The sequence below is a fragment of the Bradyrhizobium sp. P5_C12 genome, assembly GCF_054049735.1.
The window spans coordinates 66,123-91,697 of sequence record NZ_JBFULU010000009.1; the positions used below are offsets into that span (position 1 = coordinate 66,123).

General features: G+C 65.0%; 26 protein-coding genes and 2 pseudogenes. 11 read left to right on the forward strand and 17 right to left on the reverse strand.

The features are described from left to right. Positions 1 to 216: 216 nt before the first annotated feature. Both ACXJMY_RS11080 and ACXJMY_RS11085 read left to right on the forward strand, forming a co-directional pair. Positions 217 to 525 (forward strand): hypothetical protein, encoded by a 309-nt coding sequence (locus ACXJMY_RS11080; RefSeq protein ID WP_456619365.1) that lies wholly within the window; start codon positions 217 to 219, stop codon positions 523 to 525. Positions 526 to 647: 122 nt separating this feature from the next. Next, on the forward strand, positions 648 to 953 hold the full coding sequence (locus tag ACXJMY_RS11085; RefSeq protein WP_456619366.1) for a hypothetical protein: 306 nt from the start codon (positions 648 to 650) through the stop codon (positions 951 to 953). A 76-nt stretch (positions 954 to 1,029) separates the two neighbouring features. Here ACXJMY_RS11085 and ACXJMY_RS11090 read toward each other — a convergent pair whose 3' ends face one another. From ACXJMY_RS11090 to ACXJMY_RS11105, 4 genes are all read right to left on the reverse strand, one after another. Continuing rightward, on the reverse strand, positions 1,030 to 1,818 hold the full coding sequence (locus tag ACXJMY_RS11090) for a bestrophin-like domain (protein WP_456619367.1): 789 nt from the start codon (positions 1,816 to 1,818) through the stop codon (positions 1,030 to 1,032). Between the two features lie 57 nt (positions 1,819 to 1,875). Continuing rightward, positions 1,876 to 2,352 carry a hypothetical protein gene (locus ACXJMY_RS11095; protein ID WP_456619368.1) on the reverse strand — a complete coding sequence of 159 codons (477 nt, stop codon included), beginning with the start codon at positions 2,350 to 2,352 and terminating at the stop codon, positions 1,876 to 1,878. Between the two features lie 39 nt (positions 2,353 to 2,391). After that, a complete protein-coding gene (gene radC, locus ACXJMY_RS11100) occupies positions 2,392 to 3,105 on the reverse strand; it encodes a RadC family protein (protein ID WP_456619369.1) in 714 nt (237 codons plus the stop codon). Between the two features lie 62 nt (positions 3,106 to 3,167). After that, positions 3,168 to 4,091, reverse strand: coding sequence for a DMT family transporter (locus ACXJMY_RS11105; RefSeq protein WP_456619370.1), 924 nt, complete (start codon positions 4,089 to 4,091; stop codon positions 3,168 to 3,170). Positions 4,092 to 4,222: 131 nt separating this feature from the next. Here ACXJMY_RS11105 and ACXJMY_RS11110 point away from each other — a divergent pair. The 4 genes and pseudogenes from ACXJMY_RS11110 to ACXJMY_RS11125 all read left to right on the forward strand — a co-directional run bounded on the left by ACXJMY_RS11110 (position 4,223) and on the right by ACXJMY_RS11125 (position 7,619). Further along, positions 4,223 to 4,818, forward strand: a pseudogene (locus tag ACXJMY_RS11110) (Ada metal-binding domain-containing protein). 230 nt (positions 4,819 to 5,048) lie between these two features. Continuing rightward, on the forward strand, positions 5,049 to 6,173 hold the full coding sequence (locus ACXJMY_RS11115) for a serine hydrolase domain-containing protein (protein WP_456619371.1): 1,125 nt from the start codon (positions 5,049 to 5,051) through the stop codon (positions 6,171 to 6,173). Between the two features lie 110 nt (positions 6,174 to 6,283). After that, positions 6,284 to 6,724 carry an antibiotic biosynthesis monooxygenase family protein gene (locus ACXJMY_RS11120; RefSeq protein WP_456619372.1) on the forward strand — a complete coding sequence of 147 codons (441 nt, stop codon included), beginning with the start codon at positions 6,284 to 6,286 and terminating at the stop codon, positions 6,722 to 6,724. Further along, positions 6,717 to 7,619 (forward strand): sigma-70 family RNA polymerase sigma factor, encoded by a 903-nt coding sequence (locus tag ACXJMY_RS11125; protein WP_456619373.1) that lies wholly within the window; start codon positions 6,717 to 6,719, stop codon positions 7,617 to 7,619. Before ACXJMY_RS11120 ends, ACXJMY_RS11125 begins: the two co-directional genes overlap by 8 nt. A gap of 25 nt (positions 7,620 to 7,644) precedes the next feature. Here the strand turns inward: ACXJMY_RS11125 and ACXJMY_RS11130 are convergent. Beyond that, positions 7,645 to 7,746 (reverse strand): annotated as a pseudogene (locus ACXJMY_RS11130) (type I methionyl aminopeptidase); the annotation flags it as partial. Positions 7,747 to 7,845: 99 nt separating this feature from the next. Here ACXJMY_RS11130 and ACXJMY_RS11135 point away from each other — a divergent pair. Beyond that, positions 7,846 to 8,556, forward strand: a complete 711-nt coding sequence (locus tag ACXJMY_RS11135) for a queuosine precursor transporter (RefSeq protein WP_456619374.1) — start codon at positions 7,846 to 7,848, stop codon at positions 8,554 to 8,556. 69 nt (positions 8,557 to 8,625) lie between these two features. Beyond that, positions 8,626 to 10,179, forward strand: coding sequence for a patatin-like phospholipase family protein (locus ACXJMY_RS11140; RefSeq protein WP_456619375.1), 1,554 nt, complete (start codon positions 8,626 to 8,628; stop codon positions 10,177 to 10,179). On the opposite strand, the gene map is transcribed toward ACXJMY_RS11140, so the two are convergent. Both map and ACXJMY_RS11150 read right to left on the reverse strand, forming a co-directional pair. Next, positions 10,180 to 10,998, reverse strand: coding sequence for a type I methionyl aminopeptidase (gene map / locus ACXJMY_RS11145; protein ID WP_456619376.1), 819 nt, complete (start codon positions 10,996 to 10,998; stop codon positions 10,180 to 10,182). A gap of 188 nt (positions 10,999 to 11,186) precedes the next feature. Then, positions 11,187 to 12,503 (reverse strand): mechanosensitive ion channel family protein, encoded by a 1,317-nt coding sequence (locus ACXJMY_RS11150; RefSeq protein WP_456619377.1) that lies wholly within the window; start codon positions 12,501 to 12,503, stop codon positions 11,187 to 11,189. 214 nt (positions 12,504 to 12,717) lie between these two features. Here ACXJMY_RS11150 and ACXJMY_RS11155 point away from each other — a divergent pair, with 214 nt between their 5' ends. After that, on the forward strand, positions 12,718 to 14,511 hold the full coding sequence (locus ACXJMY_RS11155) for a potassium/proton antiporter (protein ID WP_456619378.1): 1,794 nt from the start codon (positions 12,718 to 12,720) through the stop codon (positions 14,509 to 14,511). Between the two features lie 219 nt (positions 14,512 to 14,730). On the opposite strand, the gene ACXJMY_RS11160 is transcribed toward ACXJMY_RS11155, so the two are convergent. Genes ACXJMY_RS11160 through ACXJMY_RS11180 form a run of 5 tightly spaced genes read right to left on the reverse strand, consistent with a single transcriptional unit; the run spans position 14,731 to position 19,413 of the window. Next, positions 14,731 to 15,642, reverse strand: a complete 912-nt coding sequence (locus ACXJMY_RS11160) for a polysaccharide deacetylase family protein (RefSeq protein WP_456619379.1) — start codon at positions 15,640 to 15,642, stop codon at positions 14,731 to 14,733. Positions 15,643 to 15,645: 3 nt separating this feature from the next. Next, a complete protein-coding gene (locus ACXJMY_RS11165; RefSeq protein ID WP_456619380.1) occupies positions 15,646 to 16,443 on the reverse strand; it encodes an ABC transporter permease in 798 nt (265 codons plus the stop codon). After that, positions 16,443 to 17,306 carry an ABC transporter permease gene (locus ACXJMY_RS11170; protein ID WP_456619381.1) on the reverse strand — a complete coding sequence of 288 codons (864 nt, stop codon included), beginning with the start codon at positions 17,304 to 17,306 and terminating at the stop codon, positions 16,443 to 16,445. The genes ACXJMY_RS11165 and ACXJMY_RS11170 overlap by 1 nt, the downstream gene beginning before the upstream one ends. Beyond that, entirely contained in the window at positions 17,303 to 18,382 is a 1,080-nt protein-coding gene (locus tag ACXJMY_RS11175; protein WP_456619382.1) for an ABC transporter ATP-binding protein, read from the reverse strand. The genes ACXJMY_RS11170 and ACXJMY_RS11175 overlap by 4 nt, the downstream gene beginning before the upstream one ends. Further along, positions 18,379 to 19,413 carry an extracellular solute-binding protein gene (locus ACXJMY_RS11180; protein WP_456619383.1) on the reverse strand — a complete coding sequence of 345 codons (1,035 nt, stop codon included), beginning with the start codon at positions 19,411 to 19,413 and terminating at the stop codon, positions 18,379 to 18,381. The genes ACXJMY_RS11175 and ACXJMY_RS11180 overlap by 4 nt, the downstream gene beginning before the upstream one ends. A 196-nt stretch (positions 19,414 to 19,609) precedes the next feature. On the opposite strand from ACXJMY_RS11180, the gene ACXJMY_RS11185 reads away from it, so the two are divergent. Further along, positions 19,610 to 20,362, forward strand: coding sequence for a GntR family transcriptional regulator (locus ACXJMY_RS11185; protein WP_456619384.1), 753 nt, complete (start codon positions 19,610 to 19,612; stop codon positions 20,360 to 20,362). A 192-nt stretch (positions 20,363 to 20,554) separates the two neighbouring features. On the opposite strand, the gene modC is transcribed toward ACXJMY_RS11185, so the two are convergent. The 5 genes from modC to mepA all read right to left on the reverse strand — a co-directional run bounded on the left by modC (position 20,555) and on the right by mepA (position 24,645). Then, positions 20,555 to 21,217, reverse strand: a complete 663-nt coding sequence (gene modC, locus ACXJMY_RS11190) for a molybdenum ABC transporter ATP-binding protein (protein ID WP_456619385.1) — start codon at positions 21,215 to 21,217, stop codon at positions 20,555 to 20,557. A 2-nt stretch (positions 21,218 to 21,219) separates the two neighbouring features. Then, complete coding sequence (modB, locus tag ACXJMY_RS11195; protein WP_456619386.1) at positions 21,220 to 21,915, reverse strand: molybdate ABC transporter permease subunit; 696 nt, start codon at positions 21,913 to 21,915, stop codon at positions 21,220 to 21,222. Between the two features lie 12 nt (positions 21,916 to 21,927). Then, the gene (gene modA, locus ACXJMY_RS11200; protein WP_456619387.1) at positions 21,928 to 22,713 is read right to left on the reverse strand and encodes a molybdate ABC transporter substrate-binding protein; all 786 of its coding nucleotides are present in this window, start codon (positions 22,711 to 22,713) and stop codon (positions 21,928 to 21,930) included. Between the two features lie 190 nt (positions 22,714 to 22,903). Then, entirely contained in the window at positions 22,904 to 23,407 is a 504-nt protein-coding gene (locus ACXJMY_RS11205; RefSeq protein WP_456619388.1) for a hypothetical protein, read from the reverse strand. 293 nt (positions 23,408 to 23,700) lie between these two features. Continuing rightward, positions 23,701 to 24,645, reverse strand: a complete 945-nt coding sequence (gene mepA, locus ACXJMY_RS11210; protein ID WP_456619389.1) for a penicillin-insensitive murein endopeptidase — start codon at positions 24,643 to 24,645, stop codon at positions 23,701 to 23,703. 139 nt (positions 24,646 to 24,784) lie between these two features. On the opposite strand from mepA, the gene ACXJMY_RS11215 reads away from it, so the two are divergent. Then, positions 24,785 to 25,228: a L,D-transpeptidase gene (locus ACXJMY_RS11215; RefSeq protein WP_456619390.1), complete on the forward strand. Its 444-nt coding sequence runs from the start codon at positions 24,785 to 24,787 to the stop codon at positions 25,226 to 25,228. Positions 25,229 to 25,575: the final 347 nt, after the last annotated feature.

Genomic DNA, 25,575 nt, shown 5'->3' on the forward strand with positions numbered 1-25,575 from the left:
ACCGCGGACGCGGGAACCGGGAGGGCCGGCCATCCGTTGGTAACGGAACGGTCCGGCAAGGAGTCCTGCATGGCCAAGCGCGTCCTCGCGATCGGCATCGAACCCGGCCCATGCGCATCTCGAAGCCGGCGCGCATAATTCATCAATGCAACCACCCGTTGACGTTGCTGGCTTTATGGCCAATTCTATCCGCGGTCATCACCGGTGGAGGTCCTCATGTCCAGGTTTGTGCTGCCGCTCGTCTGCGCCGCGACGCTTGCGGGCTGCGGTGTCGTCAGCACGGTGACGGAGGGGTTCAAACAGTCGAAAGCCGTGGAGGCCGACGTCGAACAATCGACCGGTGTCAAGCCGGCGGTCGGCTTCAATTGGCACAATGGCCGGCTGGTGTCGGTGACGGTTCAATTCCCGCATCTCTATGAAGACAAGCCGCTCAACGAGCTCGCAGGACTCGTTCGCGACGTCGTCACCAAGGATTTCAAGCAGGCGCCGGAAAGGATCGTGCTGGCCTTTGCGGTCGACAAATGATGGATCGCAGCGTCTCACGGCTCGGCATCTCGCGCCGCATCAATGCCGGCGGCCCGCGATTGTTCTGGCCCGAATCCGCCTCCGGAGCTATGACTGACGCCACGATCAAGGGAGGGCATGGGATGCTTCGAGGTCTTGGAATTGCAGCGTGCCTGGGCGTCGCCATGGCGATGCCGGTCCATGAAGCCGTGGCGCAGGACGCCATCGGCGGCGCCATCATCGGCGGCGTCGGTGGAGCGATCGTGGGCGGCGCGCTCGGCGGCGGCCGCGGGGCCGCGATCGGCGCCGTCGTCGGCGCCGGCACGGGCGCCGCAATCGCGTCCGAAGGCGAGCGTCGCCGCTCCGGATACTACGCGTATCAGCGCGGCTGCTATATGCAGCGCCCGGACGGCTACTACGTCCAGGTCAATCCGAGATATTGCTACTGACAACTGTCGTTGAACGGCCGGCCCGTTCTGACGCAGTGCCGGCCGCTTCAGGAGTACGAGATCGGCGTCCGGCAGCTTAACTCTTGGCGGTCGCTTCCGGCATGATCTGGCGCAGTGGCTCCGGGGAGATCGATATCTGGCCGGTAAACGGCCGGTCATGCGCGGCGATGAGCAGGACCGAGGTGGCGACGCCGGTCGCGAACAGGCCCATCGCGATCGCCGATCCCAGGCGGTTGTCGCAATGAACGAAGCCGATTAGCAGCAGCGCGCAGGCCGCCTGGAGATACAGGCACCACCATTTGACCGAATTCACCGCGGCGAGGCTGACGATGATCCGCTGCCGCCGCGCGTCCAGCGCCTGCTCCAGCGCGGCGATGAGCTCGCGCTGCACATTCGCCTGCCCCGGGCCTTGCGGCGTCGTCGCGATGACGAGCTGCAAGGCTTCGGCGAGCGCCGGCGGCGTGACCTTCAGCGACGCTTCCTGATGTGCCATCATCGGCCATTCCACCGCGACGGCCTGCCCGACATAGTCGCGCACCAGGCCGCGCAGCTTGGTCTCCTGCTCCGCCGGCAGGCCGGCGGCCAGCAGCACCGCGCTTCGCAGCGCACTGGCCTCGCGGCTCACCGCGGCGCTGGCGCGGTCGCTGTCGCCCCAGACCTGCGCGGCGATAAAGGCGACGAACAGGCCGAAGATGATGCCGAGCACCGGCAGCATGCCCGGCGAGATCGCCTTCAGCGACTTCGCGCGCTGCTCCGTAGCCAGCAGCGCGATGCCTGCGAATATTGCTGCGGCGAGCAGATATGTGAAGCCGAAGATCACCAGTGCCATCGCGGGCACCGGCAGGTTGTGCAGCCAGTCGCTCATGCTTGTTTCGATCTGTTGGAAGGTTCTAGATCAACGACATCTCGCGCAGGCTCGCGATCAAAGCGCGTCGCTGTCCCAAGCCGCAATGTACGACCGCAATAGATCAAGCTCCTGGGACGGGAAGTCATGCCCCCATCGCTCCTTGTAGTCGGCCAAGCCGTGCTTCTTCAATACGGCTTCGGCCGCAGCCTGAACAGCCTTACCGAACTCTCGCGGAGCGCACGAGACGGAGAGTAATGGCGTCCCGTCAGTGTCGGGCAAATTGCTCCAAAGGTCAAAAAATCGCAGGATAACGATCCGCACGGTGTTGCCGTCCGTGCGGACGACCGACCAACGGTACTCTCCCGGCTCCACGTCGAACCCGATCGCGACGCTGTGTGTGCCGACGAGGACCGCTGAGGCGGCCAACACCAGTCTGCCCAAAGCATCAGAGAGATAGGAGGCCGACAACTTGCAGTCGCCTTCATCTGCACGAATTATACAGTCCGCCCAACCTGCTCCGGTCAGTCGATAGTCAATTGTCAGCACCGTCACGCCCCCTGCGTCGCACCAATTGTCACTCGCCGACGTCACTCAGATCAGCCGCATCCCCTTCAAACTCGCATGCCCGCTCTTGCCGACGATGATGTGATCATGCACCGCGATCCCGAGCGGCTTGGCGATGTCGATGATCGCCTTGGTCATCTGGATGTCCGCCTGCGAGGGCGAGGGATCGCCGCTGGGATGGTTGTGCACCAGGATCAGCGCGGTCGCGGACAATTCCAGCGCGCGCTTGATCACCTCGCGCGGATAGACCGGGGTGTGGTCGACGGTGCCGGTCTGCTGCACCTCGTCGGCAATGAGCTGGTTGCGCTTGTCGAGGAACAGCAGGCGGAATTGCTCCTTGTCGGCGAACGCCATGCTGGTGCGGCAATAGTCGATCACCTCATTCCATGACGACAGCGCGTTGCGGCTCTTGACCTCGCCCCTGGTCACGCGGCTTGCCGCCGCGGCGATCAGCTTGAGCTGGTTGATCGCGGCCTCGCCCACGCCCTCGACCTCGCGCAAGCGCGCCACCGGCGCGTGCACGACTTCGGCGAACGAACCAAAAGTCTTGATCAGCGTCTTCGCCAGCGGTTTGGTGTCGCGGCGCGGCAGTGCCGGAAACAGCGCCATCTCCAGCAGCTCGTAGTCGCTGAGCGCGTCCGCGCCGGCGCTGTAGAAGCGCTCGCGCAGCCGCTCGCGATGGCCGTGATAATGCGGCGTATCCTCGGGCTTGCTCTTGTCGTGGTCGGCTTTGGCGGGCATCGCGCGCCAAGCATTGCCGGGCCGAGGGAATTTTTCAACCGACAATTGTGGACGGCGTCCCCTCATGGCCTCCGCATCGGCGCGGCCACCGCCATGACGCCCATGACGATGAGCGCCATGCCGGCCAGCATCGACCATGTGAACCTCTCGCCAAGGAACGCGGTCCCAAGCAGCACGGCGAAGCCGGCGCGCAGATAGCTCCCGCTCGTCGTCCCGAGCGGGCCGAGTGTACGGATCAGGCGAAAATAGATCACCATTGCAAGCGCCGTACAGATGACAGCGAGGACGATGATCGCCGCGATCGCCTCCATGGGGGGCGGCGCCAGCATCCATGGCCGCTCGAAGAGGGCGGCCGCGGGGAGCATCAGCATCCCGGCGCAGCTCATGGCCCCGGCCGCCGTGACGATCGCGGGAAGGCTCGAAAATCGCTGCCCCCAGATCGGCGCGAGCGCGTAGCAGAGGCTCGCGCCCAGCACGGCCGCTTGCGCCAGCGGCGCTGCGGTGCCGATCCCGGAGAGCGCATGGTCACCGATCGTCGCGGCCACGCCGGCAAGACCGACACCGACGCCGGCGACCTTCCGGGCATCGAGGGCCCGCCGTCCGCGCCCGGTCATCATCGCGATCGCGAGCACGAACATCGGCGGGGTCGCGTTGAGCACCCCGGCGAGACCGCTCGCGATATGCGCCTCGCCCCAGCTGATCAGGGTGAACGGCAGGGCGCTTTGCAATAGCCCTTGCACGAAGAAGGCCGCCCACACCGGTCCGCTGCGCGGGAGCGTGTGTCCCTGCGCGCGAGCGATCGCGACCAGGAGAATGGCCGCGATCGTCACGCGTGCGGCAACCATCGTGAATGGCGGAATCGTCGGGACCGCGACCTTGATCAGCGTGAACGAGCTGCCCCAGATCAGCGCGAGCAGCAGCAGGAGCCCGATCTCGAACGCGAGGCTGGCTTGTCCCGACGTCGTCCGTTGCGCCTGTGTGCTCATGCAATTTGCTCCGCGATCGACCGGCACCATGAGCCGGAGCGGCGGCGCGGGCTGGCTGAATTCGGACCTCATCGCCCGACCGAGTCCGATTTCAGCTACTCGGTGAGCCCTGATGAAACTATGATTCCGCCATGGCGAAGGTTTTCGCGCAGCCACCGACGCTGCCACCGCATCTCGACTGGGACATCTGCGACCGGGCGCGGCTGGCGCGTGCGCGCGCGTTCGACGGCTTGTTCTTTTCCGGCGTTCGCTCGACGAGGATCTACTGCCGGCCGGTCTGCCCGGTTCGTCCGGCGCGCTCGGAGAACGTCACTTTCTACCCGACGGCAGCGGCCGCGGAGCGGGCCGGCTTTCGCCCTTGCCTCCGCTGCCGTCCGGAGACGGCTCCGGGGTCTCCGGCCTGGATGGGAACGGCCACCACTGTGGCGCGCGGAATGCGCCTGATCGACGACGGCTTTCTGGACCGCGCCACCGCCGCAGAGCTTGCCGAAGCGCTCGGGTCGGGCCGCGCCATCTGCTGCGCCTGTTCATGCGCCATGCCCGTGCCAGCCCGAGCGAAATCGCGGCGACGCGGCGCGTGCAGGAAGCCAAGCGCCTGATCGATGGGACCGATATGACCCTGGCGGAGATCGCCTTCGCGGCCGGATTCGGTAGCGTTCGCCGCTTCAACGATGCCTTTGCCGCGACCTACAGGCGGCCACCATCGTCATTTCGCCGCCGGCGATAGGCGCTGCGCGCTCCTCGTCCCCGCGCCTTGCAAAAAAAGTTCGACTGCACCGTTTCCGACAGCCCGTCCCGTTCGTCTTGATGGCTGATGGAGGAACCACGATGCGTCACATTGGACCAGGCTTTTCACGCCGCACCGTTCTTGTACGAAGCGCCGCCGCGACCCTTGCTGCGGCCGCGCCCGCGTTGAGCAGATCCGCGAAATCGGAGACTACGGCCGACGACCGCCGAGTGCGCCTTGACCGCGTGATCGATCGCGCCATTGCCGAACGCCGCATCGTGGGAAGCGTCGTGTTGGTGATGCAGGATGGCGATGTCGTGTATCGCCGCGCCGCCGGCCAGGCCGATCGCGAGGCCAATCGGCCGATGCGCGAGGACGCGATGTTCCGCCTCGCGTCGCTGTCGAAGCCGATCGTCTCGGCCGCCGCCATGGCGCTGGTCGAGCGCGGCCGGCTGGATCCCCGGGATCCCGTCACCAAATGGCTGCCGGATTTCCGCCCGCAGACCATGGACGGCAGGGTTCCTGCCATCACCATCCACCATTTGCTCACCCATACGGCCGGGCTCTCCTATGGATTCCTCCAGCCGCCGGACGGGCCCTATGCGCGTGCGGGCGTTTCCGACGGTCTCGATCGATCGGGCATCGGGCTCGACGAGGAGATACGCCGTATAGCCGCCGCGGGCCTCCTCTCAGAGCCGGGCGCGCGATGGGGTTATTCCCTTGCGACCGATGTGCTCGGTGCGGTGATCGTCAAGGCGGCAGGTGAGCCATTGCCGGACGCTGTCCGCCGCCTCGTCACGGCGCCGCTTGCCATGGCCGACACAGCTTTCCTGGTCGATGACGCAACGCGGCTCGCTGTGCCCTATCTCAATGGCAAGCCCGAGCCGGCGCGGATGGAAGATCCGCAACTGGTGCCGTTCCGCGGCGGCGGAATCATCCACATGTCGCCGTCTCGCGCGTTCGATCGCACGTCGTTCCCCTCCGGTGGTGCCGGTCTGGTCTCGACCGCCATCGACTACGCCCGCTTTGCCGAGACGCTTCGCCTCGGTGGCGGGCCGGTGCTGAAGGCCTCGACCGTGCAGCAGATCACGACGAACCGGATCGGCGAGCTGACGCCGACGGGCCTTCCCGCCTGGGGCTTCGGCTATGGAGCCATCGTCCTGAAGGACAGCCTGTTGGCGAAGTCGCCCCAGGCGGCGGGAACCTGGACGTTCAACTGCGCCTATGGCCAGAGCTTCTTCGTCGATCCCGAGCGAAAGCTGACCGTCGTCGCCTTCACCAACACCGCGCTCGAGGGAGGATTTGGCGCCTTTCCGGTCGAGATCCGCGACGCCGTTTATGGGAGGGGCGAATGAGCCGCGACAAAAAAAGTTCGCGACCACCGTTTCCTCACCCCCTCTTCGTTCGTCTCAACAACGGGGCCTCGTCGAGCGGCCAGCCGGGCTTTTCGCAAGGGAGAACATCGATGTCTCATACCAAATCCGCGCCATCGCGTCGTGCCGTCGTTGCCACCGGCATCAGCGCCGGCGTCTTGCTCGCCGCCCAGGTGACCTCGTCCTACAGCCAGAACAGGAGTTCGAAAATGGAAGCGACCATTCGCATCGGCAGCGACATCACGACCCTCGTCAACGTCTTCACGGTCGACCCGGACAACCAGCCAAAGCTGGTTCAGCTCCTCAAGGAGGGCACCGAATCCTTCTTCAGCAAGCAGCCCGGATTCATCTCGTCCAGCGTCCACGCCAGCAAGGAAGGCGGGCGCGCGATCAACTACTCGCAATGGCGAAGCGCAAAGGACATCGAGAATTTCCGCAGTGATCCGAAATTCGCGCCCTACATCCAGCGCCTTGCTGCGCTCGCGAAGGCCGAGACGATCCTGTGCGAGGTCGTCGAGGTCAATCATGCCTGATGGCGCAGGGGCGGTCCAACAGACCGCCCGGGAGGTTCTCGATCGCCTTGCGGTGGAGCTGCGGCCGCAGCTGCACCGCTACTGCGCGCGCATGACAGGCTCGGTCATCGACGGCGAGGACGTGCTTCAGGAGGCGCTTCTGAAAGCCGTCGAGGCAGCCCCGCGGACAGAAGCGCTGAACAATCCGGAAGGGTGGCTGTTTCGCATCGCCCACAATGCCGCGCTGGATTTCCTGCGCCGGCGCGCGCGCCATGACGCTGTTCACGCCGATGAAGACCTGGACATGATCGCTGCCTTGACGAACCCGGTGACCGAGCGTCAGATCGTGGCGGCCAGCCTCGGCACCTTCATGCGGCTCCCGGTGGCCCAGCGCAGCGCCGTGATTCTTCGCGACGTGCTCGGCTATTCCGTCGACGAGGTCTGCGCGATCATGGGCGGCAGCGTCCCGGCCGCCAAGGGCGCCCTGCAACGGGGCCGCGACCGCCTTCGCGAGCTCGCGCGGGAATCCGACGATGTGCGGCCTCCCGAACTGGAGACGGCCGAGCGCGCCCGCCTGATGCACTATGTCGAGCGCTTCAACGCGCGCGATTTCGATTCCCTGCGCGACATGCTTGCCGACGACGTGCGGCTGGAGATGGTCAACAGGACGCGCAGGGCCGGCCGCCGCGACGTGAGCGAGTATTTCGATCGCTATTCACTGTCCTGCGCCTGGCATTTCGTGCCGGGATTGGTCGACCGGCGTCCCGCGATCATCGCGTTCGATCCGCAGGATCCCGCAGGCCCGCCGCGATACTTCGTTCTCCTCGATTGGGAGAACGGCAGCATCGTCAACATCAGGGATTTTCTCTTCGCGCATTATGCGATCGAAGGCGCGGAATTGTTGATGCTGGGCTGACGAGGCCGGGCCGGCGATCGAAAGATCAACCGATCTGCTTCTCGCCGTGCCGCTCCGACAGCGTGAAGATCTCGACGCCGGTGGCGGTGACGCCGACGGAGTGCTCGAACTGCGCCGACAGCGATTGGGCGTGCCAACCGGTTCAGGGCTCGCTCTCCCCTCGCAAAAGGGTTGTGTTAGGCTGTATTTGCACCTAAAGATAAGGTTTGCGATCAAGGGGGAGGACATGTCGGAGCTTTATTGCCTCGTGACATTCTTTTGCATGTGTTTCGCATTGATAGGGTGCGTCTATCTCGGGCGCACAGCCGTCTTCGTCTTTACCGTAGGATGTATTCTGGTCTCGAATGTCACGGTGACCAAACAGGTCGAGTTTCTGGGCCTAACGACGTCGCTCGGCGTTTTCATTTTCTCGGTCACCTATCTGGCAAACGATATTCTGACCGAGTACTGGGGCCGACGTGAAGCATTGAAATTGGTGGCCGCGAATCTGGCGGCACAGGTTGCGTTCATGGCCTATGCGACTGTCTCGATCTGGACCCCCGCGGCCCAGACCGACGAGGCATCGCCGGCAATTGTTGCCCTCTTCACGGTTACGCCGCGAATTACCGCAGCCGCGATCATCGCAGCAGTCGGCGGGCTCGTTTGCGTATCGATTTTTTCCTATCTCAAGGCGAAATACAGAAAGGGCTGGTTCGCTCTCGCAGTACGAAATGGCGTGAGCACCATCATAGGAAATTGGGTGAATACCGTCGTGTTTTTCCTGATCGCGTTTTACGGGATCATGCCGGACGCAGTGCTGCTCCAAATCATACTCTCGGCGATCATCGCAAAGTTCACGGTTGGGATACTGGACACGCCGTTCATGTTCCTGGCTCGTTGGGCCAAGGATCAGAACCCGGCGAACAAGACTTTTGAAGCTGACTGGTTGTCTCGATAGCCAGACGGAAACGCTCGATCTGCGTCCGTCGGAGGTGTCGAAATCGCGGACTCTTTTTGGAGGACGGCAATGCCGAAAGATTTTTTCGCGGTCTTCTCGGGCGGCGGTATCAAGGGCGCGGCGCTGCTTGGCGCGGTTGAAGAGGCGAAATCGCAGGGACTCAATTTCGTCGGGTGGGGTGGCACGTCTGCCGGATCCATCGTGGCCGCTCTCCTTGCCTGCGGTTACTCGACAAAGGAACTCCGGGAGCATCTCTATGACGCTCCCTACTCGCGATTCTTCCAGATTAGTGCATGGCGAACGTTCTTCTTCCGTTACTACCGCGGAATGGCGGACCCGTCGGCCTTGCTGAATTGGCTCCGCGAATTGATTGGCCGGAAGTTTCCCGAGCTGGACAAGGTAAGGTTCAAGGACCTGAAGGACAGTCCCTTGAAGATTGTCGCTGCCAATATCACCACGCAGGAAATCTTTGTTTACAGCAAGCGGACCACGCCGACCATCGAGATAGCGGAGGCGGTGCTCGCGTCTTGCTCCTTCCCGATGATGTTTCCTCCGGTTTCGCACGGTGGAGGCGAGGAGGTCGTCGATGGCGGGGTTCTTAGCAATTTTCCCATGTGGCTATTCGACGAGGAACACGACGAGCAGAACGAATTCACTCCCGTCATTGGATTTGCGCTCACCTCGAAGCCCGCAACCAGGAGAAACGGTTCGGTGCTGACCCACGTGTTTTCCGTGTTCGACTCCATTCTCGTCGCGCAGGATCGCGTTCAGGAAAAGTACATGGATATCTCGCGGCTCTCCAACGTGATTCGTATCAACGTCGGAGATACACCCACCTTCAGCACCGACCGCAGCAGAGATCAGCAGGATCATCTCATCCTGGCGGGGAAAGACGCCGCCGCCAAGTTTTTCGCTACGGCAACAGTGAAATTCGGCGAAGCTGAAGAGGTGCCGTTCGTGGAAAGGTCGATCGATGCTGCGAAGACGAAAGTTGATCAAGGCCGATCCGAGGACGCGCTCTCGACGATTGCGAGGGAGCACATCGTCCGCGGTGGTGTGGCCCGCGATACCGGCCTTCTGGAGGACCGTGTCCTCGTCAAGTACTACATCGACCTCATGGCTGCTGTTACCGACCATGACAAGCTCGAGGTCCTTTCCCGCATTCTGGCGGAGAAGCTGCGTTCCCTCGGCGATTTCGACAGGATTGTCGGGCTCAAGAAGGGAAATATCCTTCTGTCTCATGCTGTTGCGAGGATGCTCGGAAAGCCGATCTCGCTTTTCAAGACGGACATGAGCTACAAGATGGGGCCGCCGTTCGACGGTCTCCTGGTCAGGGACGAGAGTGTCATTGTTGTCGATGACATAGCCTCAGACGCGAGCATTCTGCTGAATGCGCTGAGACATCTGCACTTCCGTCATGCCACAGTGCGAGGAGTCGTCACGCTCATCAATCGCGTTGAAGGCGACGCCCGCGACAAGATCATGAAAGAGAGGGGGGTGCCTCTCATCTCGGTTTGTTCGGTCGATGATGAGTCGATCAGAAAGCTCATCGTCGAGAATCGGCCGTTCGGCAATGGGGCCGGAGGGTTGACTGCGAAGTCAATATCGCACCGAGTTTCGTAATCAGGCGACCTGCTTCTCGCCGTGCCGCTCCGACAGCGTGAAGATCTCGACGCCGGTGGCGGTGACGCCGACGGAGTGCTCGAACTGCGCCGACAGCGAGCGATCGCGGGTGACCGCGGTCCAGCCGTCGGACAGGATCTTCACATGCGGCTTGCCGAGATTGATCATCGGCTCGATGGTGAAGAACATGCCGGGCTTGAGCACCACGCCCTCGCCGGGCCGGCCGATATGGATGATGTTCGGTTCGTCGTGGAACAGGCGACCGAGGCCATGGCCGCAGAAATCGCGCACCACGCTCATGCCCTGCGGCTCGACGAAGCTCTGGATGGCGTGGCCGATGTCGCCGGTGGTGGCGCCGGGCTTCACCGCGGCAATGCCGCGCATCATGGCCTCATAGGTGACCTCGATCAGCCGCTCCGCCTTGCGCGCGATCGGGCCGACCGCATACATCCGGCTGGAATCGCCGTACCAGCCGTCGACGATGAAGGTGACGTCGATGTTGACGATGTCGCCTTCCTTGAGCGGGCGGTCGCCGGGCATGCCGTGGCAGACCACGTGGTTGAGCGAGGTGCAGGTCGAATAGCGATAGCCGCGATACATCAGCGTCGCCGGATAGGCGCCGTGGCTGAAGGCGAAGTCGCGGACGAACTCGTCGATGCGTGAGGTCGGCATGCCGGGAACGGCGATGTCGGTGAGCTCGTCGAGGCACTTCGCTACCAGGGCACCGGCCTTGCGCATGCCGGCGAAAGCGCTCGGGCCATGCAGCTTGATCTGTCCGGTCTTGCGTAAGGAGGTATCGGTGGCTTCGATGTAGCTCATGAGGTCGCGGTCTTCTCGGCACGGGGCCGGTCTCGATGTCGGAAGCGTCTGATTGAATGGCCTAATTTAATGATCGTGGGCCTTCATGCAAGCCAAGCCTGGAGCGTTTTCGAGCGAAGTGGATACCGGTTCGCGTAAGGAAAACGCGTCAAAACAAGACGAGAGCCCGCCTTGGGCCCGAAAGCGGCCTAATTCGGGACTTCTACGGTGGTTTCGACCGGCAGTGCGCCGCCGCGGACGCGGATTTCGCGGACAGGGTAGGGAACCCGGATGCCCTCGCGCTTGAAGGCGTCCCACAGCGCCAGCATCACGTCGCTCTTGACGTTGTCCATGCCGTCGGGGTCCGCGATCCAGAAGGTCAGCGAGAACTTCATCCCGGCTTCCGCGAACTCGGTCAAAATGCTGTTCGGCGGCTTGCCCTTCTGCGCGCGGGGATGGGCGGCGGCGGTCTCGGCGGCGAGCTTGCAGACCAGCTTCGGGTCGGCATCGTAATTGGTGCCGAAGGCGATCTTCACCAGCGTGTTCTTGTCGGTATAGGTCCAGTTGACGACCTTCTGCGTCACTAGGTCCTCGTTCGGGACCAGGAACTCGCGGCCGTCGCCGGCGGCGACGGAAATATAGCGCGTCTTCATCGCGCTGATGCGCCCGGTATTGTCGCCGATGGTGACGAGGTCGCCGGGCTTCACCGATTTGTCGGCGAGCAGGATGATGCCCGAGATGAAATTGGCCACGATCTTCTGCAGGCCGATACCGATGCCGACGCCGACCGCGCCGGAGAACACCGCGAGCGCGGAGAGGTCGATGCCGACCGCGCCGAGCGCGATCACGATTGCGACCGCAAGCAGCCCGATCCGGATGATCTTGACCAGCAGCACCTGTACCGACGGCGTCAGGTCCGTGGTCGAATTGATCCGGCTCTCGGCGAAATTGCTGGCGATGTTGGTGGCCCAGAGCGCGATGAGCAGAAGCGCGCCGGCCTTGATCACCAGCAGCGGCGTCAGCCGCAGGCCGCCGAGCACGATCGCGAAGGAATCGAGCAGCTCGACCGTCGTGTCGAGCTGTCCGATGATGGACAGCGCCGCGACGAACCACGCCGTGATCGACACCAGCTTGACGATGAAGGCGTTGCGCAGCACCGAGGTCACGAGCCGGATCGCGAGCCAGGCCAGCCCCAGCTTGGCGGCGACCATCAGCAGATAGCTGCGGCTCGGCCATGTCGCATGGTACATCACGAAGCGCGAGATGATCACGAGCAGGGTGAACACCGCGGTCGAGGCGCTCGTGACCATCACGCGGACGAAGTGGCGCAGCGGCAGCGGCCAGCCCATCGCCAGCGAGGTCATGTCGACGCGGTTGCGAACGCCGGCCTCCGCGGCATAGGCGACACCGGCCGCGGCCAGGATGAGGCCGAATTGCAGGTAGAACCAGGGCGAGGAGATTTCCGCCCCGACGCTGCGCGCGGTCGTTTGCACGAACTCCATGAAGTCTTTGAGGTCCATGTCCATCGGGAGGTCTCGTCGGGAAGCGGGCGGCAGGATTTGATTCGAGGGAGCCGCAGAATCCCACAAAGGACGCGGCCGGACCATCGATACACCGCTAAGTGAAGCGAGTTAAGGCCGCAAAATACGGGCAGATTGCCGCGAGCGGGAGAAAATGGGTTGGCGTGCCGGTGCCGCGACGATAAGGATGCAAATCCAGCGATTTTTACCCGGAAGGTGGATGGCTTCCCTCGACTCCGTCAGTCTCGCCATATTGCTCGGCGCCGTCCTGGTGATGGCCGGTATCCTGTCGAGCCTGCTTGCGCTACGCTTCGGCGCGCCCTTGCTGCTCGTCTTCCTCGTGATCGGCATGCTGGCCGGCGATTCCGGGCCCGGGCAGCTCCAGTTCGACGACGTCCGCACCACCTATCTGGTCGGCTCGGTGGCGCTGGCGCTGATCCTGTTCGACGGCGGCCTGCGGACGCGCTTTGCCAGCATCCGCACCGTGCTCGCGCCCTCCGTGGTGCTCGCGACCGTCGGCGTGCTCCTGACCGCGCTGATCACGGCGCCATTCGCGAAATACGCGCTCGACCTCAACTGGACGGAGTCGCTGCTGGTCGGCGCGGTGGTGGCCTCGACCGATGCGGCCGCCGTGTTCCTGCTGGTGCACACCCAGGGCCTGCGCCTGCGCCCGCGCGTCGGTGCGACGCTGGAGGCGGAATCCGGCACCAACGATCCCTTCGCGATCTTCCTCACCCTGATGCTGGTCGAATATATCTCGCTGGGAACAGGCACGGCCGGTCACGTGCTGATGGAGTTCGTCCTGGAGGGGGCGCTGGGCGCCCTTGTCGGCGTATTCGGCGGCCGTCTGGTCGTCATCGCGTTGAACAAGGTCGCGCTGCCGCAGGGCCTGCACGCGCCGTTCGTCACCACCGCGGCGCTCGTGATCTTCGGCGGCTCGCAGATCATGCACGCCTCCGGCTTCCTCGCGGTCTATCTCGCCGGCATCATCATCGGCAACCGGCCGACCCGCGCGCACAATTCGGTGGTGGCCTTTCTGGATGCGGCGACCTGGCTGGCGCAGATCGTGATGTTCGTGCTGCTCGGCCTCCTGGTCTCGCCGAGCCGGCTTGGCGCCAGCGCGCTGCCTGCGGTCGGCATTGCCTTCGTGCTGATGCTGCTGGCGCGGCCGATCGCGGTGTTCGTGTGCCTGGCGCCGTTCCGGTTCAACTGGCGCGAAAAGATCTTCATCGCCTGGACCGGCCTGCGCGGCGCGGTCGCGATCTTCCTGGCGTCGATCCCGATGCTGGTCGGCCTGTCAAAGGCCTATCTCTATTTCGACGTCGCCTTCGTGGTGGTCATCATCTCGCTGTTGCTGCAAGGCTGGACGCTGGCGCCGGCCGCACGCAAGCTGCACGTGGCGCTGCCGCGCGCCGAGCGCGGCCCGCGCCGCGTCGAGCTCGATCTGCCCGGCCAGCTCGAGCAGCAGCTCGTCGGCTATCCGGTGCGGCCGAAGAGCCTGTATTTCCGCCGCGGCCTGATCCCGTCCTGGTCCAAGCCGACGCTGGTGATCCGCAACCAGAATATCCTCACGCCGATCGAAGCCGATCCGGTCGCGCCGGGCGACTACATCTATCTGCTGGCCCCGCCGGAGAAGGCCGAATCGCTCGACCGCTTCTTCGTCGACATGCAGCCGAGCACCGCGCCTGATCCGCATCTGCTCGGCGACTTCATGGTCTCGGCCGAGCACACGCTCGCCGAGCTCGCCGAGATCTACGGCGTGAAAGTGAGCGAGGACGAGGGCAAGCTGACGCTGGCCGATTATTTCGACGTCCATCTCGACCGCGCGCCGAAGGAAGGCGCCGAGCTCGCGCTCGACGAGATTGTGCTGGTCGCGCGCAGCATTTCCGGCGGCCGCGTCAACGTCGTCGGCCTGCGCCTGCCCGAAGACGAGGAAACGCCCGCGCCACTGACGCGCACGCAGGCGCTGCGGCGCAAGCTCGCGGAGCTCTGGACGTCGGTGGCGGGGGTGTAGCGCCACCCTGCGGGAGGCGGCGACACTCTCCTATGTCGTCCCGGCGAAGGCCGGGACCCATAATCCCAGGGAGGAGTTTGGCGAAGATTTGCAGTTGCGCTTCATTCGCCGGTACTTGCACCGTCCGCCGTCGAGAGATCACGCGGTATGGGTCCCGGCCTTCGCCGGGACGACGACAGTGGATGTTGCGCCGGCATGCCTGAAGTTAGCTTGCGCAAATCACACCCCCGCCGTCACCACCTCCCGCCAATGCCGCGCAATCGCGGCCCGCGGCGCGATCCACGCGGCGCCGCTCCCGGTGATGTGCGCCAGGATCCGGTCCAGCGCACCGATCCGGCCGGGGCGGCCGATCATGCGCAGGTGCAACCCGATCGACATCATCTTCGGCGAGGTCTCGCCTTCACGCTTGAGCCATTCGAAGGCGTCGATGACATAGTCGGCGAAATCGGCGCCGTTGAAGCGTGCGGCGTTGTAATATTGCATGTCGTTGGTGTCGAAGGCGTAGGGCAGCACCAAATGTTGCTTGCCTGCGACCGCCACGTAGTAGGGCAGGTCGTCGTTGTAGGCGTCGCTGTCGTAGAGGAAGCCGCCGTGCTCGACCAGCAGGCGGCGTGTGTTCGGCGATGTCGCCGAACGCGTGTGCCAGCCGACCGGGCGCTGTCCGGTGGTACGCTCGATCGCCGCCACCGTTTTGGCGATGACTTCGCGCTCGCTTGCCTCGTCCATGTCGGCGTGGCTCTGCCAGCGCCAGCCATGCGCCGACACCTCGTGGCCGCGCGCGATGGCATCGCGTGCGAGGTCCGGCGAACGCTCGACCGCGCGGCCGCAGGAGCTCACCGTGACCTTGACGCCATGGGCGTCGAATAGGTCCATGATGCGCCACCACGCGGCGCGCGTGCCGTATTCGAAATGGCTGTCGATGCAGGAATCCGGGCCATCGAGCCGGTGCACGACCTCGTAGATCGCCTCGTTGCCGGCATCGCCGTCGTTGACGGAGAACTCCGAGCCCTCCTCGAAATTCACCACCAGCGACACCGCGACGCGCGCGCCGTGGGGCCAGCGCGGGTTCGGCGGCTTGCCGCGATAGCCGGCGAAGTCGCGATGCGCGGGAGATTTGGGTTCGTTGCTCATGGATCAGTCCGAGGTTCCGGCCATGCGGTGCAGGCCGACGACGCGGTCGCTGACGAACAGCAGGATCACCGTGCCGGCGAGGATGAGGGTGGAGAGCGCGGCGAGCGTCGGGTCGGGCGCTTCCTCGATATATTGCAGCATGCGGATCGGCAGCGTCTTGGTGCGGACGTCGGCCAGGAAAATCGACACCGGATAATTGTCGAACGAGGCCAGGAACGAGAAGATCCCGGCGATCAGGAACGACGGCGCCAAGGCCGGCACCATCACCCGCAGCACGCTGCCGGGATAGGTGCAGCCGAGCGTGCGCGCCGCCTCGATCAGCGTGAAGTCGAACCGCGCAAGTCCCGCGATCATGGTGCGCGCGACGTAAGGCAGCGTGATGACGAGATGCGCCACCAGCAGCGTCGCCCAGGGCGCGGTGAATCCGATCGCACGAAACCCCTGCAGCAGCGCGATGCCGAGCACGAGGCCCGGCATCATCAGCGGCGAGACCAGCGCGGTCGCAAAAATCTCCGCGCCCGGCAGCTTTCCGCGCGCAATCGCGATGGCCGCGAGCGTGCCGCAGACCAGCGAGATCGCGGTCGACAGCAGCGCGATCTGGAGCGACAGCAGCAGCGAGGGCCAGAAGCCGTCGAGCCGGCCGATCCTGCCGTACCAGCGTGTCGATGCGCCGGTCAGCGGCAAATCGAACACCGGCGTCGGCGAGAAGCTCGCGGCTGCGATCACCAGCAATGGCGCGATCAGGAACAGGGCCAGTGCGATGGCCATCACCCAGCAGACGACGATAGCGGCCCTCGTCATCACTTCGGCTCCCGTGACAGCCGTGCGCTCAAGGCGACCACAGCGATGGCGATCGCCAGCAGCACGACGCCGGCCGCCGCGCCGAAGCCGGGTTCGCGCGCCAGCAGATAGGCCTTTGCGATCGTGGTCGCGAGCGTCGGATATCTTTCGCCGATCAGCAGCGTCGGCACCACATAGGCGGAGACCGACAGCGAGAACACCAGCGCCACGCCGGCGATGATGCCGGGCAATGTCAGCGGCAGGATCACGCGAAGGAAAGTCACGAGCGGCGAGGCGCCGAGCGTCGCGGCCGCTTCGGCGTAGCGGGAATCGAGCTGGGCCACGATCGCGTAGATCGGCAGGATCATGAAGGGCAGGAAGATGTTGACGGCGCCGACGATCAGCGCGGTCTCGGTAAAGATCATCCGGATCGGGTCTTCGATGATGCCGAGCGCGATCAGCGTCTCGTTGACGATGCCGTCGCTGCGCAAGAGGATGGTCCAGGCGAACGCCTTGACGACGACGCTGGCCGCGAGCGGCAGGAACAGCGTCGCCAGCAGCACCGAGCGCAAGGGCCCGCGGGCCCGCGCCAGCGCAAAGGCGGCGGGGTAGCTGATCAGGAAGGCGATCAGCGTGGTGAGAAGTCCCAACCGCAGCGAATTCCAGACCACGCCGAGATAATAGGGCGTGCCGAGCAGGCGCTTGTAATGGGCGAAGGTCAAGCCGTTGGCATCGACGATGCTGACGCCGAGCAGCAGCACCAACGGCAGCGCGAACACGCCGGCAATGATGAGGAAGGACGGCAGCACGAATCCAACAGCCGTCAGTCGCTCGCGATCGACCGAGGGCGCCGCCACGGGCGCGGGAAGGGCCGCCTCGGTCATGCCTGCGCCTCCATCGGAAACGCAAAGGTCTCGGTCACGGGCCAGCTCAGGCGGATCTCGTCATGCACGCGCGGAATCGCGCCATCGCGCTCCGAGAGTTCGGCGAGCAGGCTTTCGCCGGCGCCGGCATCGACCTCGACCAGCGTGCGCGAGCCCTGGAACACCACGGAGCGGACGCGCCCGGCCGCGGAGTTTGCCTCGCCTTGCTCACTGATCCGCAGCTGCTCAGGGCGCGCCGCGACGATGACGGGGGAGCCCGCCTGGAAATTGCCGAGCGCCGACAGCCGGCCGACCCTGGTCTCGACATCGACCTTGCCGTTATCGGCGGCCAGCACCGTGCCGGAAATCCGCGTCGACAGCCCGACGAAGTTGAGCGCGAACAGGCTCGCCGGGCGCAAATACAGCTCGCGCGGCTCGGCGAGCTGCTCGATCCGCCCCTTGTTCATGACCGCGACGCGGTCGGACATGGTCAGCGCCTCGTCCTGGTCATGCGTCACGAAGATCGCGGTCGCCTTCACGTCCTGGAGCAGGCGGCGCAGCTCGACCTGCATCTCCTCGCGCAGCTTGCGATCGAGTGCCGAGAGCGCCTCGTCGAACAGCAACACGTCCGGCTCGACCGCGATCGCGCGCGCCAGCGCTACCCGCTGCTGCTGCCCGCCCGAGAGCGCCGAGATGCGCCGGCCGCCGAGATGGCCGAGCTTGACCAGCGCCAGCGCACGCTCGACCGCGGCGTCGATCTCGCGCCTGGCCGCGCCGCGCACCTTCAGTCCAAACGCGACATTGCCGGCGACGGTGAGATGCGGAAACAGCGCGTAGCTCTGGAACACCACACCGACATTGCGCTTGTGCGGCGGCACGCTGGTGATGTCGCGACCGGCGAGCTCGACCTTGCCGGTGTCGGGCTGCGCCAGCCCCGCGATGGCGCGCAGCAACGTGGTCTTGCCGCAGCCGGACGGGCCGAGCAGCGTGACGAGCTCACCGCGGCGAATGGTGAGATCGATGTGATCGAGGACCGTCGTCGGCCCGTATCTTTTGGAGACGCCGCGGACGACGAGATGCGGGCTGCTCTCGCTCATGTCATCTCCTTGCTCCAGCGGTCGACCCACGCGGCGCGGTTCTTGGCGACGAACGCCCAGTCCGGCGCGAACAGCGACGCGGGATCGGGGAAGCCCGCCGGCGTCGGCGTGCCCTTGTTGGTCGGCGCGACAAAAGCCTTGTCGGCGAGGATGGTTTGCGCCTCCGGGCTCAGGAAGAAATCGATCACGGCGTCGGCAAGGTCGCCGCCAGGTGCGCCATTCACCTTGGCGATTCCCGATGGCATGGCGAAGCCGCCGTCCTGCGGCACGGCGAGATCGACCGGCGAGCCGTCCGCTTTCCGGATCAGCGTGTAGGCGGAAAACTGTCCGCCGATCATCCAGGCCTCGCCCTGCTCCATCAAATTGATGGCCTGCGGCGCGTTGGTATAGACGTTGAGCAGGTTCGGCTTCAACTCCTTCACCTTCTTGAAAGCGGCGTCGATCTCGTACTGTGCTTCCCTGTAGGGCTTGCCGGTTTCGAGATGCGCGGCCGCGAGCAGCGTCCAGAACCCTTCGGTATTCGACAGCGACGGCACGATCACCCTGGAGGCATATTTCGCGTCCCACAGGTCCGACCATTTTCCCGGCGCCGTCTTCATGCGCTTGGTCGAATAGGCGATGCCGGCCCAGGGCCGCTGGTAGTTCGCCCATAGTCCGTCCTGATGCACCGAGCCGTCGACGAGCTTGCCGAGATTGGCGATCGAGGAGGCCGACATCTTGGTGATCAGGCCTTCGGCGGCTGCCGGCAGCATCACCGGATCGTCCATGATGACGACCGAGATCTTCGGCGCGGCCTTGTCGGCCTGCATCTTCTGGAGGTTGGTCAGCGAATTGGTGCCCTCGTAGAGCACCTTGCAGTCGAGCTTCTTCTCCAGCACCGGAAACAGATCGGCGTTGAAATATTTCGCGGCACCTGCGGGGCCGCCGATGACGATCTCCTTGGGGGCGGCGCGCAGGCGCGCCGGGGCGGCGATGAGCGCGGCCAGCGCCGCGCCGGATGTCAGAACGCTGCGTCGGGAGGGGGTGTGCATGGGCATGTCCCGTTTGTTGTGCGTAAAGCTTGCAACGACAATGCAGCAAGCGTCATGCCAAATGTGCACATTTTTGTAATATCAAATAATATCAATTAGTTGATTGAAATTTCAGTTTGGCGCCTGCACCGTCGCGCAGCAAATGTGCACATTTTTTGGAGGTGACGCTGCGCATCCTTTGGGCCTAGCTATCGCCATGGCGACGCAGCGCAGGCGAAACGGCAAGGGAATCGGCAGGGGAATCGGCAAGGCCAATCCGGCCGAGGACGAGGCGGTCTATCAGGCCATCCTGCACGCGCTGCTGGAGGGCAAGCTGAAGGCCGGCACCAAGCTTGCCGAGCCGCCGCTCGCCGACATCTTTGGCGTGTCGCGCGAGCGCATCCGCAAGGTGCTGCACCGGCTGGGTGCGGAGCGGCGGCTGGAGATGATCCCCAACCGCGGCGCCCGCGTGCCACGCCCGACGCTCGACGACGTCCGCAGCGTCTACGAGGCCCATCGCGTGCTCGAGGCCGGCGTGCTGACCCAGCTCGTCCGCCGTGTTGACGATGCCTTGATCGACCGGCTCAACGCCCATCTCGCCGAGGAGCGTGCCGCCGCGACGCGTGGCGATCGCGCCGCCTCGGTGCGGCTGTCGGGCGCGTTCCACGTCCATCTGGTCGAGGCGCTCGGCAATGCCGAGCTCTCGCGCTTCCTCGCCGACCTGCTCAGCCGGTCCTCGGTGATGGTCTCGGTCTACGAGCCCGCCACCGATTCGATCTGCGCGGTAGACGAGCACGGCGCCATCGTCGAAGCCCTCCGCGCCCGCGACGTCGCGCGCGCGATTGCGGTCTCGCGCGAGCATTTTTTGCATGTGGAGAGCCGGCTGCATCTGGATGATGTGGTGCCGGCAGCCGAGGATTTGACGGCGGTATTCGGCACGGCAAAGCCGAAACGGCGCAAGGCGCGGTAAAGCTCCGCTCGCCGTAAAGCTCCGCTGTCGTCCCGGCGAAGGCCGGGACCCATAACCCCAGGGAGCAGTTTGGCGAAGACTCGCAGTTATCCTTCCTTCGCCGGTACTCACACTGCCCGCTACCGATAGATCACGCGGTATGGGTCCCGGCCTTCGCCGGGACGACAGCGGTGGAAGTTGCGCCGACGTGCCTCACGTCAGCACCTTCACCCCGCCGAACGACGTCACCCGGCCCTGCTTCAGCATCACGATCTGGGTCGCGAGCTGGCGCAGTTCGGCGACGTCGTGGCTGACATAGACCATCGGCACATTGGCCTCGTCGCGCAGCCGCACCAGATAGGGCAGGATCTCGAGCTTGCGGCCTTCGTCGAGGGCGCCGAGCGGCTCGTCGAGCAGCAGGAGCCGCGGCCTCGACAGCAGCGCGCGTCCGAGCGCGACGCGCTGGCGCTCGCCGCCGGAGAGTTTTCCGGGACGGCGATCGAGAAGCGCGCCGATGTCGAGCAGGTCAATGATGCGCTTGTGCTGCGCCGGATCGGAGGCGAGGCGGTTCATGCGCCTTCCATAGTCGAGGTTCTGCGCGACGTTGAGATGCGGAAACAGCCGCGCGTCCTGGAACACATAGCCGATGCGGCGGCGCCAGGTCGGAACGTGGATGCCGGCTGCGGTGTCGTCCACGGTCTCGCCGTCGATCACGATGGTGCCGCGATCGGGACGCAAGAGCCCCGCGACCATGTTGACCAGCGAGCTCTTGCCCGCGCCTGAGGCGCCGAACAGGCCGATGACGCGGCCTTCGCTGCTGAAGGATGCGGCGAGGAAGAATTCGCCAAGCTGCTTTTCGACATCGACCCGCAGCATGGTCAGTTCCCGTGTAGCCGCGCGGTGGCGCGGCGCGCAAACCATTCGGCGGCGATCAGCGCGCCCAGCGCCAGGATGATCGAGACGATCACAAGCCGGCCCGCTGCGGCATCGCCATCGGGCGTCTGGATCAGCGAATAGATCGCGGAGGAAATCGTCTGGGTCTCGCCGGGGATATTGGAGACGAAGGTGATGGTGGCGCCGAACTCGCCGATCGCTTTGGCAAAGCCGAGCACCATGCCGGCGAGCACGCCGGGCAGCGCCAGCGGCAGCGTCACCGTGAAGAACACTTTCCAGGGCGCAGCGCCCAGCGTTTCGGCGGCCTGCTCGAGCCGGCGGTCGATCGCCTCGATCGACAGCCGCATCGGCCGTACCAAGAGCGGGAACGACATCAGGCCACAGGCGAGCGCAGCACCAGTCCAGCGGAACGCGAAGACGATGCCGAGAGTGTCAGCCAGGAATCCACCGACGAGTCCCTTGCGGCCGAAGGTGAGGAGCAGGAGATAGCCGGTGACAACAGGCGGCAGCACCAGCGGCAGATGCACCACCGCGTCGAGAAACGACTTGCCCCAGAAGTCGTGGCGGGCAAGCAGCCATGCCAGCGCAATGCCGAACGGCGTTGCGACCAGCGTGGCGACGACGGCGACCCTGAGCGAGAGCAGGATCGCAGTCCATTCGGCGGGAGAGATGTCGAGCATCAAGTCGCAATATCAAGTCGTGGGGCTGACCAGGAACTTGAAGCCGTATTTTTCCAGAATGGTCTTGGCCGCGGTCGAACGCAGGAACGCGAGATAGTCGTTGGTCTCGCCCTTCGCGGTCGTGGTCGCCGCGACCGGATAGATGATCGCGGGATGAGAATCCGCCGGGAAAGTGCCGACGATCTTGACGCCGGGCTCGACCTTGGCGTCGGTGGAGTAGACGATGCCGAGGCTAGCCTCGCCGCGGGCGACCAGCGTCAGCGCGGCGCGCACGCTTTCGGCCATGGCGAATTTCGGCTCGGCCGCCTGCCACGCGCCGAGTTTTTCCAGCGCGGCCTTGGCATATTTGCCGACCGGCACGGACTTGACGTCGCCGGTCGCGATCTTGCCGTCACCGGCGAGTTTTGCGAGGTCAAAACCCTGCGCGATGGTGACGTTGTTGATCGCTGAATCCTTCGGCGCGATCAGCACGATGCTGTTGCCGAGCAGGTTGACTCTGGAAGGCTCGTTGATGGTCTTCTTGGAGATCGCGTAGTCCATCCAGTCGGTGTCGGCGGAGACGAACACGTCGGCTGGTGCGCCCTGCTCGATCTGCTTGGCAAGCACTGAGCTCGCGGCATAGCTGACGCTGAACTTGACGCCGGTCTTGGCGGTGTAGGCGGCATCGATCTCGTCGAGCGCGTTCTTCATCGAGGCGGCGGCGAACACGGTGATGATCTTGTCCTCGGCGGCGGCGGGCGAGAGGCTCGCGCCCGCGAGGATCACGAAAGCGGTGAAAAGTCCGGCAATACGAAACATGGGGTGCGCTCCGTGCGAGCCCGCGCGCGAAATCGCGCGCGCAACTGGCGTTGGGTGAGGTCATTGCGACGTGCGGAAGCGCTGTTCCACGTGTCCCCGCAACGGCTTACGGCCGGCGGGGATATCGCAATTGCGAAGATAGCAGGCCGGAGCCGTAGGTCAAAGGCGACCGTTTGTCTAACCATACGGCCTATTGCGCCGGCAGGATCGCGATCGAGACCGAATTGTCCTTGGCGCCGCTGACCTGGACCACCAAAGGCTGCGCCGACAGCTCGTATTTCATGGTCTTGCGGATGCCCTCGCAATCGGTCGCGCCGCTGAAGGCCACGGGCTTGAGGAAATGCCCATCCTGGACCACGTCGACCCAGGCGCCGGCCGACAGGCTGATCGTGTAGAGGCCGGCCTTCGCGGTCTTGATGCTGGTGAAGCCGGCAAAGGTACCGTCCTTCGGCGCGCGCTCCGGCGGCGTGGGCAGCTTTGCATCCGCGGGCGCGACCAGGCCCAGCGTGATGGCCGATGACGGCAGGGCCGCCTGGTCGCTGCCCGATGCGAGTTTCGCGCGGTCCGGCGCGGTAAGCGCGGCACGCTCGCGATCGATCGGCCATTTGAACTTGTCGCAGCCGCTCGGCTCTTCGGCAGCCAGTGCGGACGTCGCGCCGAGCGAAAGCGCGGCGAGGAAGGTGAGGACGCGCATGTCAAATCTCATTGTTGGCCACGCGAATGTGCGGGCGTGCGGTCAGGCTTGCTAGAGAACGGGATGCGCATCCCGACATGCCGCGCGGCTTACGGCACGGCGGCGGGGCATTCTATCGCATTCCGGGGGATGGGAGCCAGTCATCAGTCCGTCATCCCGGGGCGCGCGCAGCGCGAGCCCGGGATCCACAGCCACAGGCAGCAATTTGGCGAAGACTCGGAGTTACCACTTCGCGCCACAACCACTCCCTGGGGTAATGGGTCCTGGCTTTCGCCAGGACGACGGTGGAGAGCTTACGGCTTCGCGTCCGCCGCGTGCAGCACGGCTTTGCAGGCGGCCGGCATTTGCGCCAGCGTCATTGGCGGCTTCGGCTTTGGCGGCTCCGGCGGCGGCTTCGGGTGCAGCACGCCATCGCTGAACCAGTAGGCGAGATCGGCCTCCTTGCAGCCTTCGTCCTCGGATTGCGACGGCTGGCCCTCGCATTCGCCAGCACCGGGCGGGCAGCGCATGCGGATGTGGAAGTGATAGTCGTGGCCCCACCACGGCCGGATCTTCGACAGCCAGGAGCGGTCGCCCTTGGCCTCGCGGCACAGCGCCTTCTTGATCGCGGCATTGACGAAGATGCGCTGCACCGCCGGCTCCTGCGCCGCATCGCGCAGCACCAGGACATGGCCCGGCGTGAACACCTTCGGATCGATGTCGAGCCGGTCCTGGCGCACCATCATCACCGCCGACATCTCCTCGCGCTCCTCGCGCGAGAGCCGATGGTCCGGCATCGGCGTCAGCCAGATGTCGGCGTCGAGACCGATCTGGTGGCTGGCGTGGCCGGACAGCGCGGGGCCGCCGCGCGGCTGGGCGATGTCGCCGACCAGGATGCCCGGCCAGCCGGCGTCCTTGCGCGCCTTGGCCGCGAGCCGCTTGATCAACGCGATCATCTCGGGGTGACCGTAGCTGCGATTGCGCGACAGCCGCATCACCTGCCAATTGTCGCCGTTGAGCGGCATCTGCTCGGCGCCGCCGATGCAGCCCTTGGTGTAGGAGCCGATGACATGGGCCGGCCCTTTCGCCGGCAGCAGCTTGCGCGCGAACAGTTCCTTGGCGGCGATCTTGGGATCGTTCGGGTTGGCGAGCGGCGGCAGCGGTTTCGGGGTGACGCTGCCCTTGTCCTGGGCCAGCGCGCCGCCGGCACCCAGGAGTGTCGCCAAAAGCAGGAGAGGGATGATGCGGCGGCGACTCATGCTGGCATCCTTATAGCCCAACGCCGCGTCAGGGTTAAGAATTAGGCTTGCCGGTCGGGCACAACCTCACGGCGTCTTTACAGCCGCGGTCTCGCCGCGACATCATCGGTCCCGGACGAGAAGCTGCGGGGCTTTGGTCATGAACGGGCATCTTGCACGGCTCGCGATGCGGGTCGTCGTGGCGGCGCTTGCGCTGGCGGGATTTGCCGCGGCGCCGGCGCGGGCCGATCTCAGGGTCGACATCGACAAGTCGTCGCAGCGCATGTCGGTGCTCGTCGACGGCGCGCCGCGCTACAACTGGCCGGTGTCGACGGGCCGCAGAGGCTACGGCACGCCAAGCGGCACCTTCCATCCGCAGGTGATGATGCGGCGCTATTTCTCGCGCAAATACTACAATTCGCCGATGCCGCACGCGATCTTCTTCCATCACGGCTTCGCCATCCACGGCACGACCGACATTTCCCGCCTCGGCGGTCCGGCCTCGCATGGCTGCATCAGGCTGCACCCCGCCCATGCGGCGGCGCTGTTCGCGCTGGTCCAGCGCGAGGGCGCGCGCAACACCACGATCCGTATCTCCAATTAGCGCATCTCAAAAATCGCATATCGGCCGGCGGTTTTTTAACGCCACGATAACCCTATGTTGCATTGACCAAAATTCGTGCGCGGAATCAGGAATGACCGCGGTGGGTATGCAATCGCGCGCGATTCCGGAAATGATTCAAGAGCGCGCGCAATTTTGCGCCAGATTGCGCTCCGATCGCGACGGCGGAATTGGTCTGGCGCGCCCGCTGCCGCTGCCGCGCCTCGCAAACAGGCAATCAAGCCGGCTTCACGGCGCCCGCAGGCCGGCGCGCGGGGCGGCCGAGCCGCCGAAGATTACTTTTTTTTCAGACACTTGCCCCAAAGCTTGCGGCCGCAGAGCGTGACTGG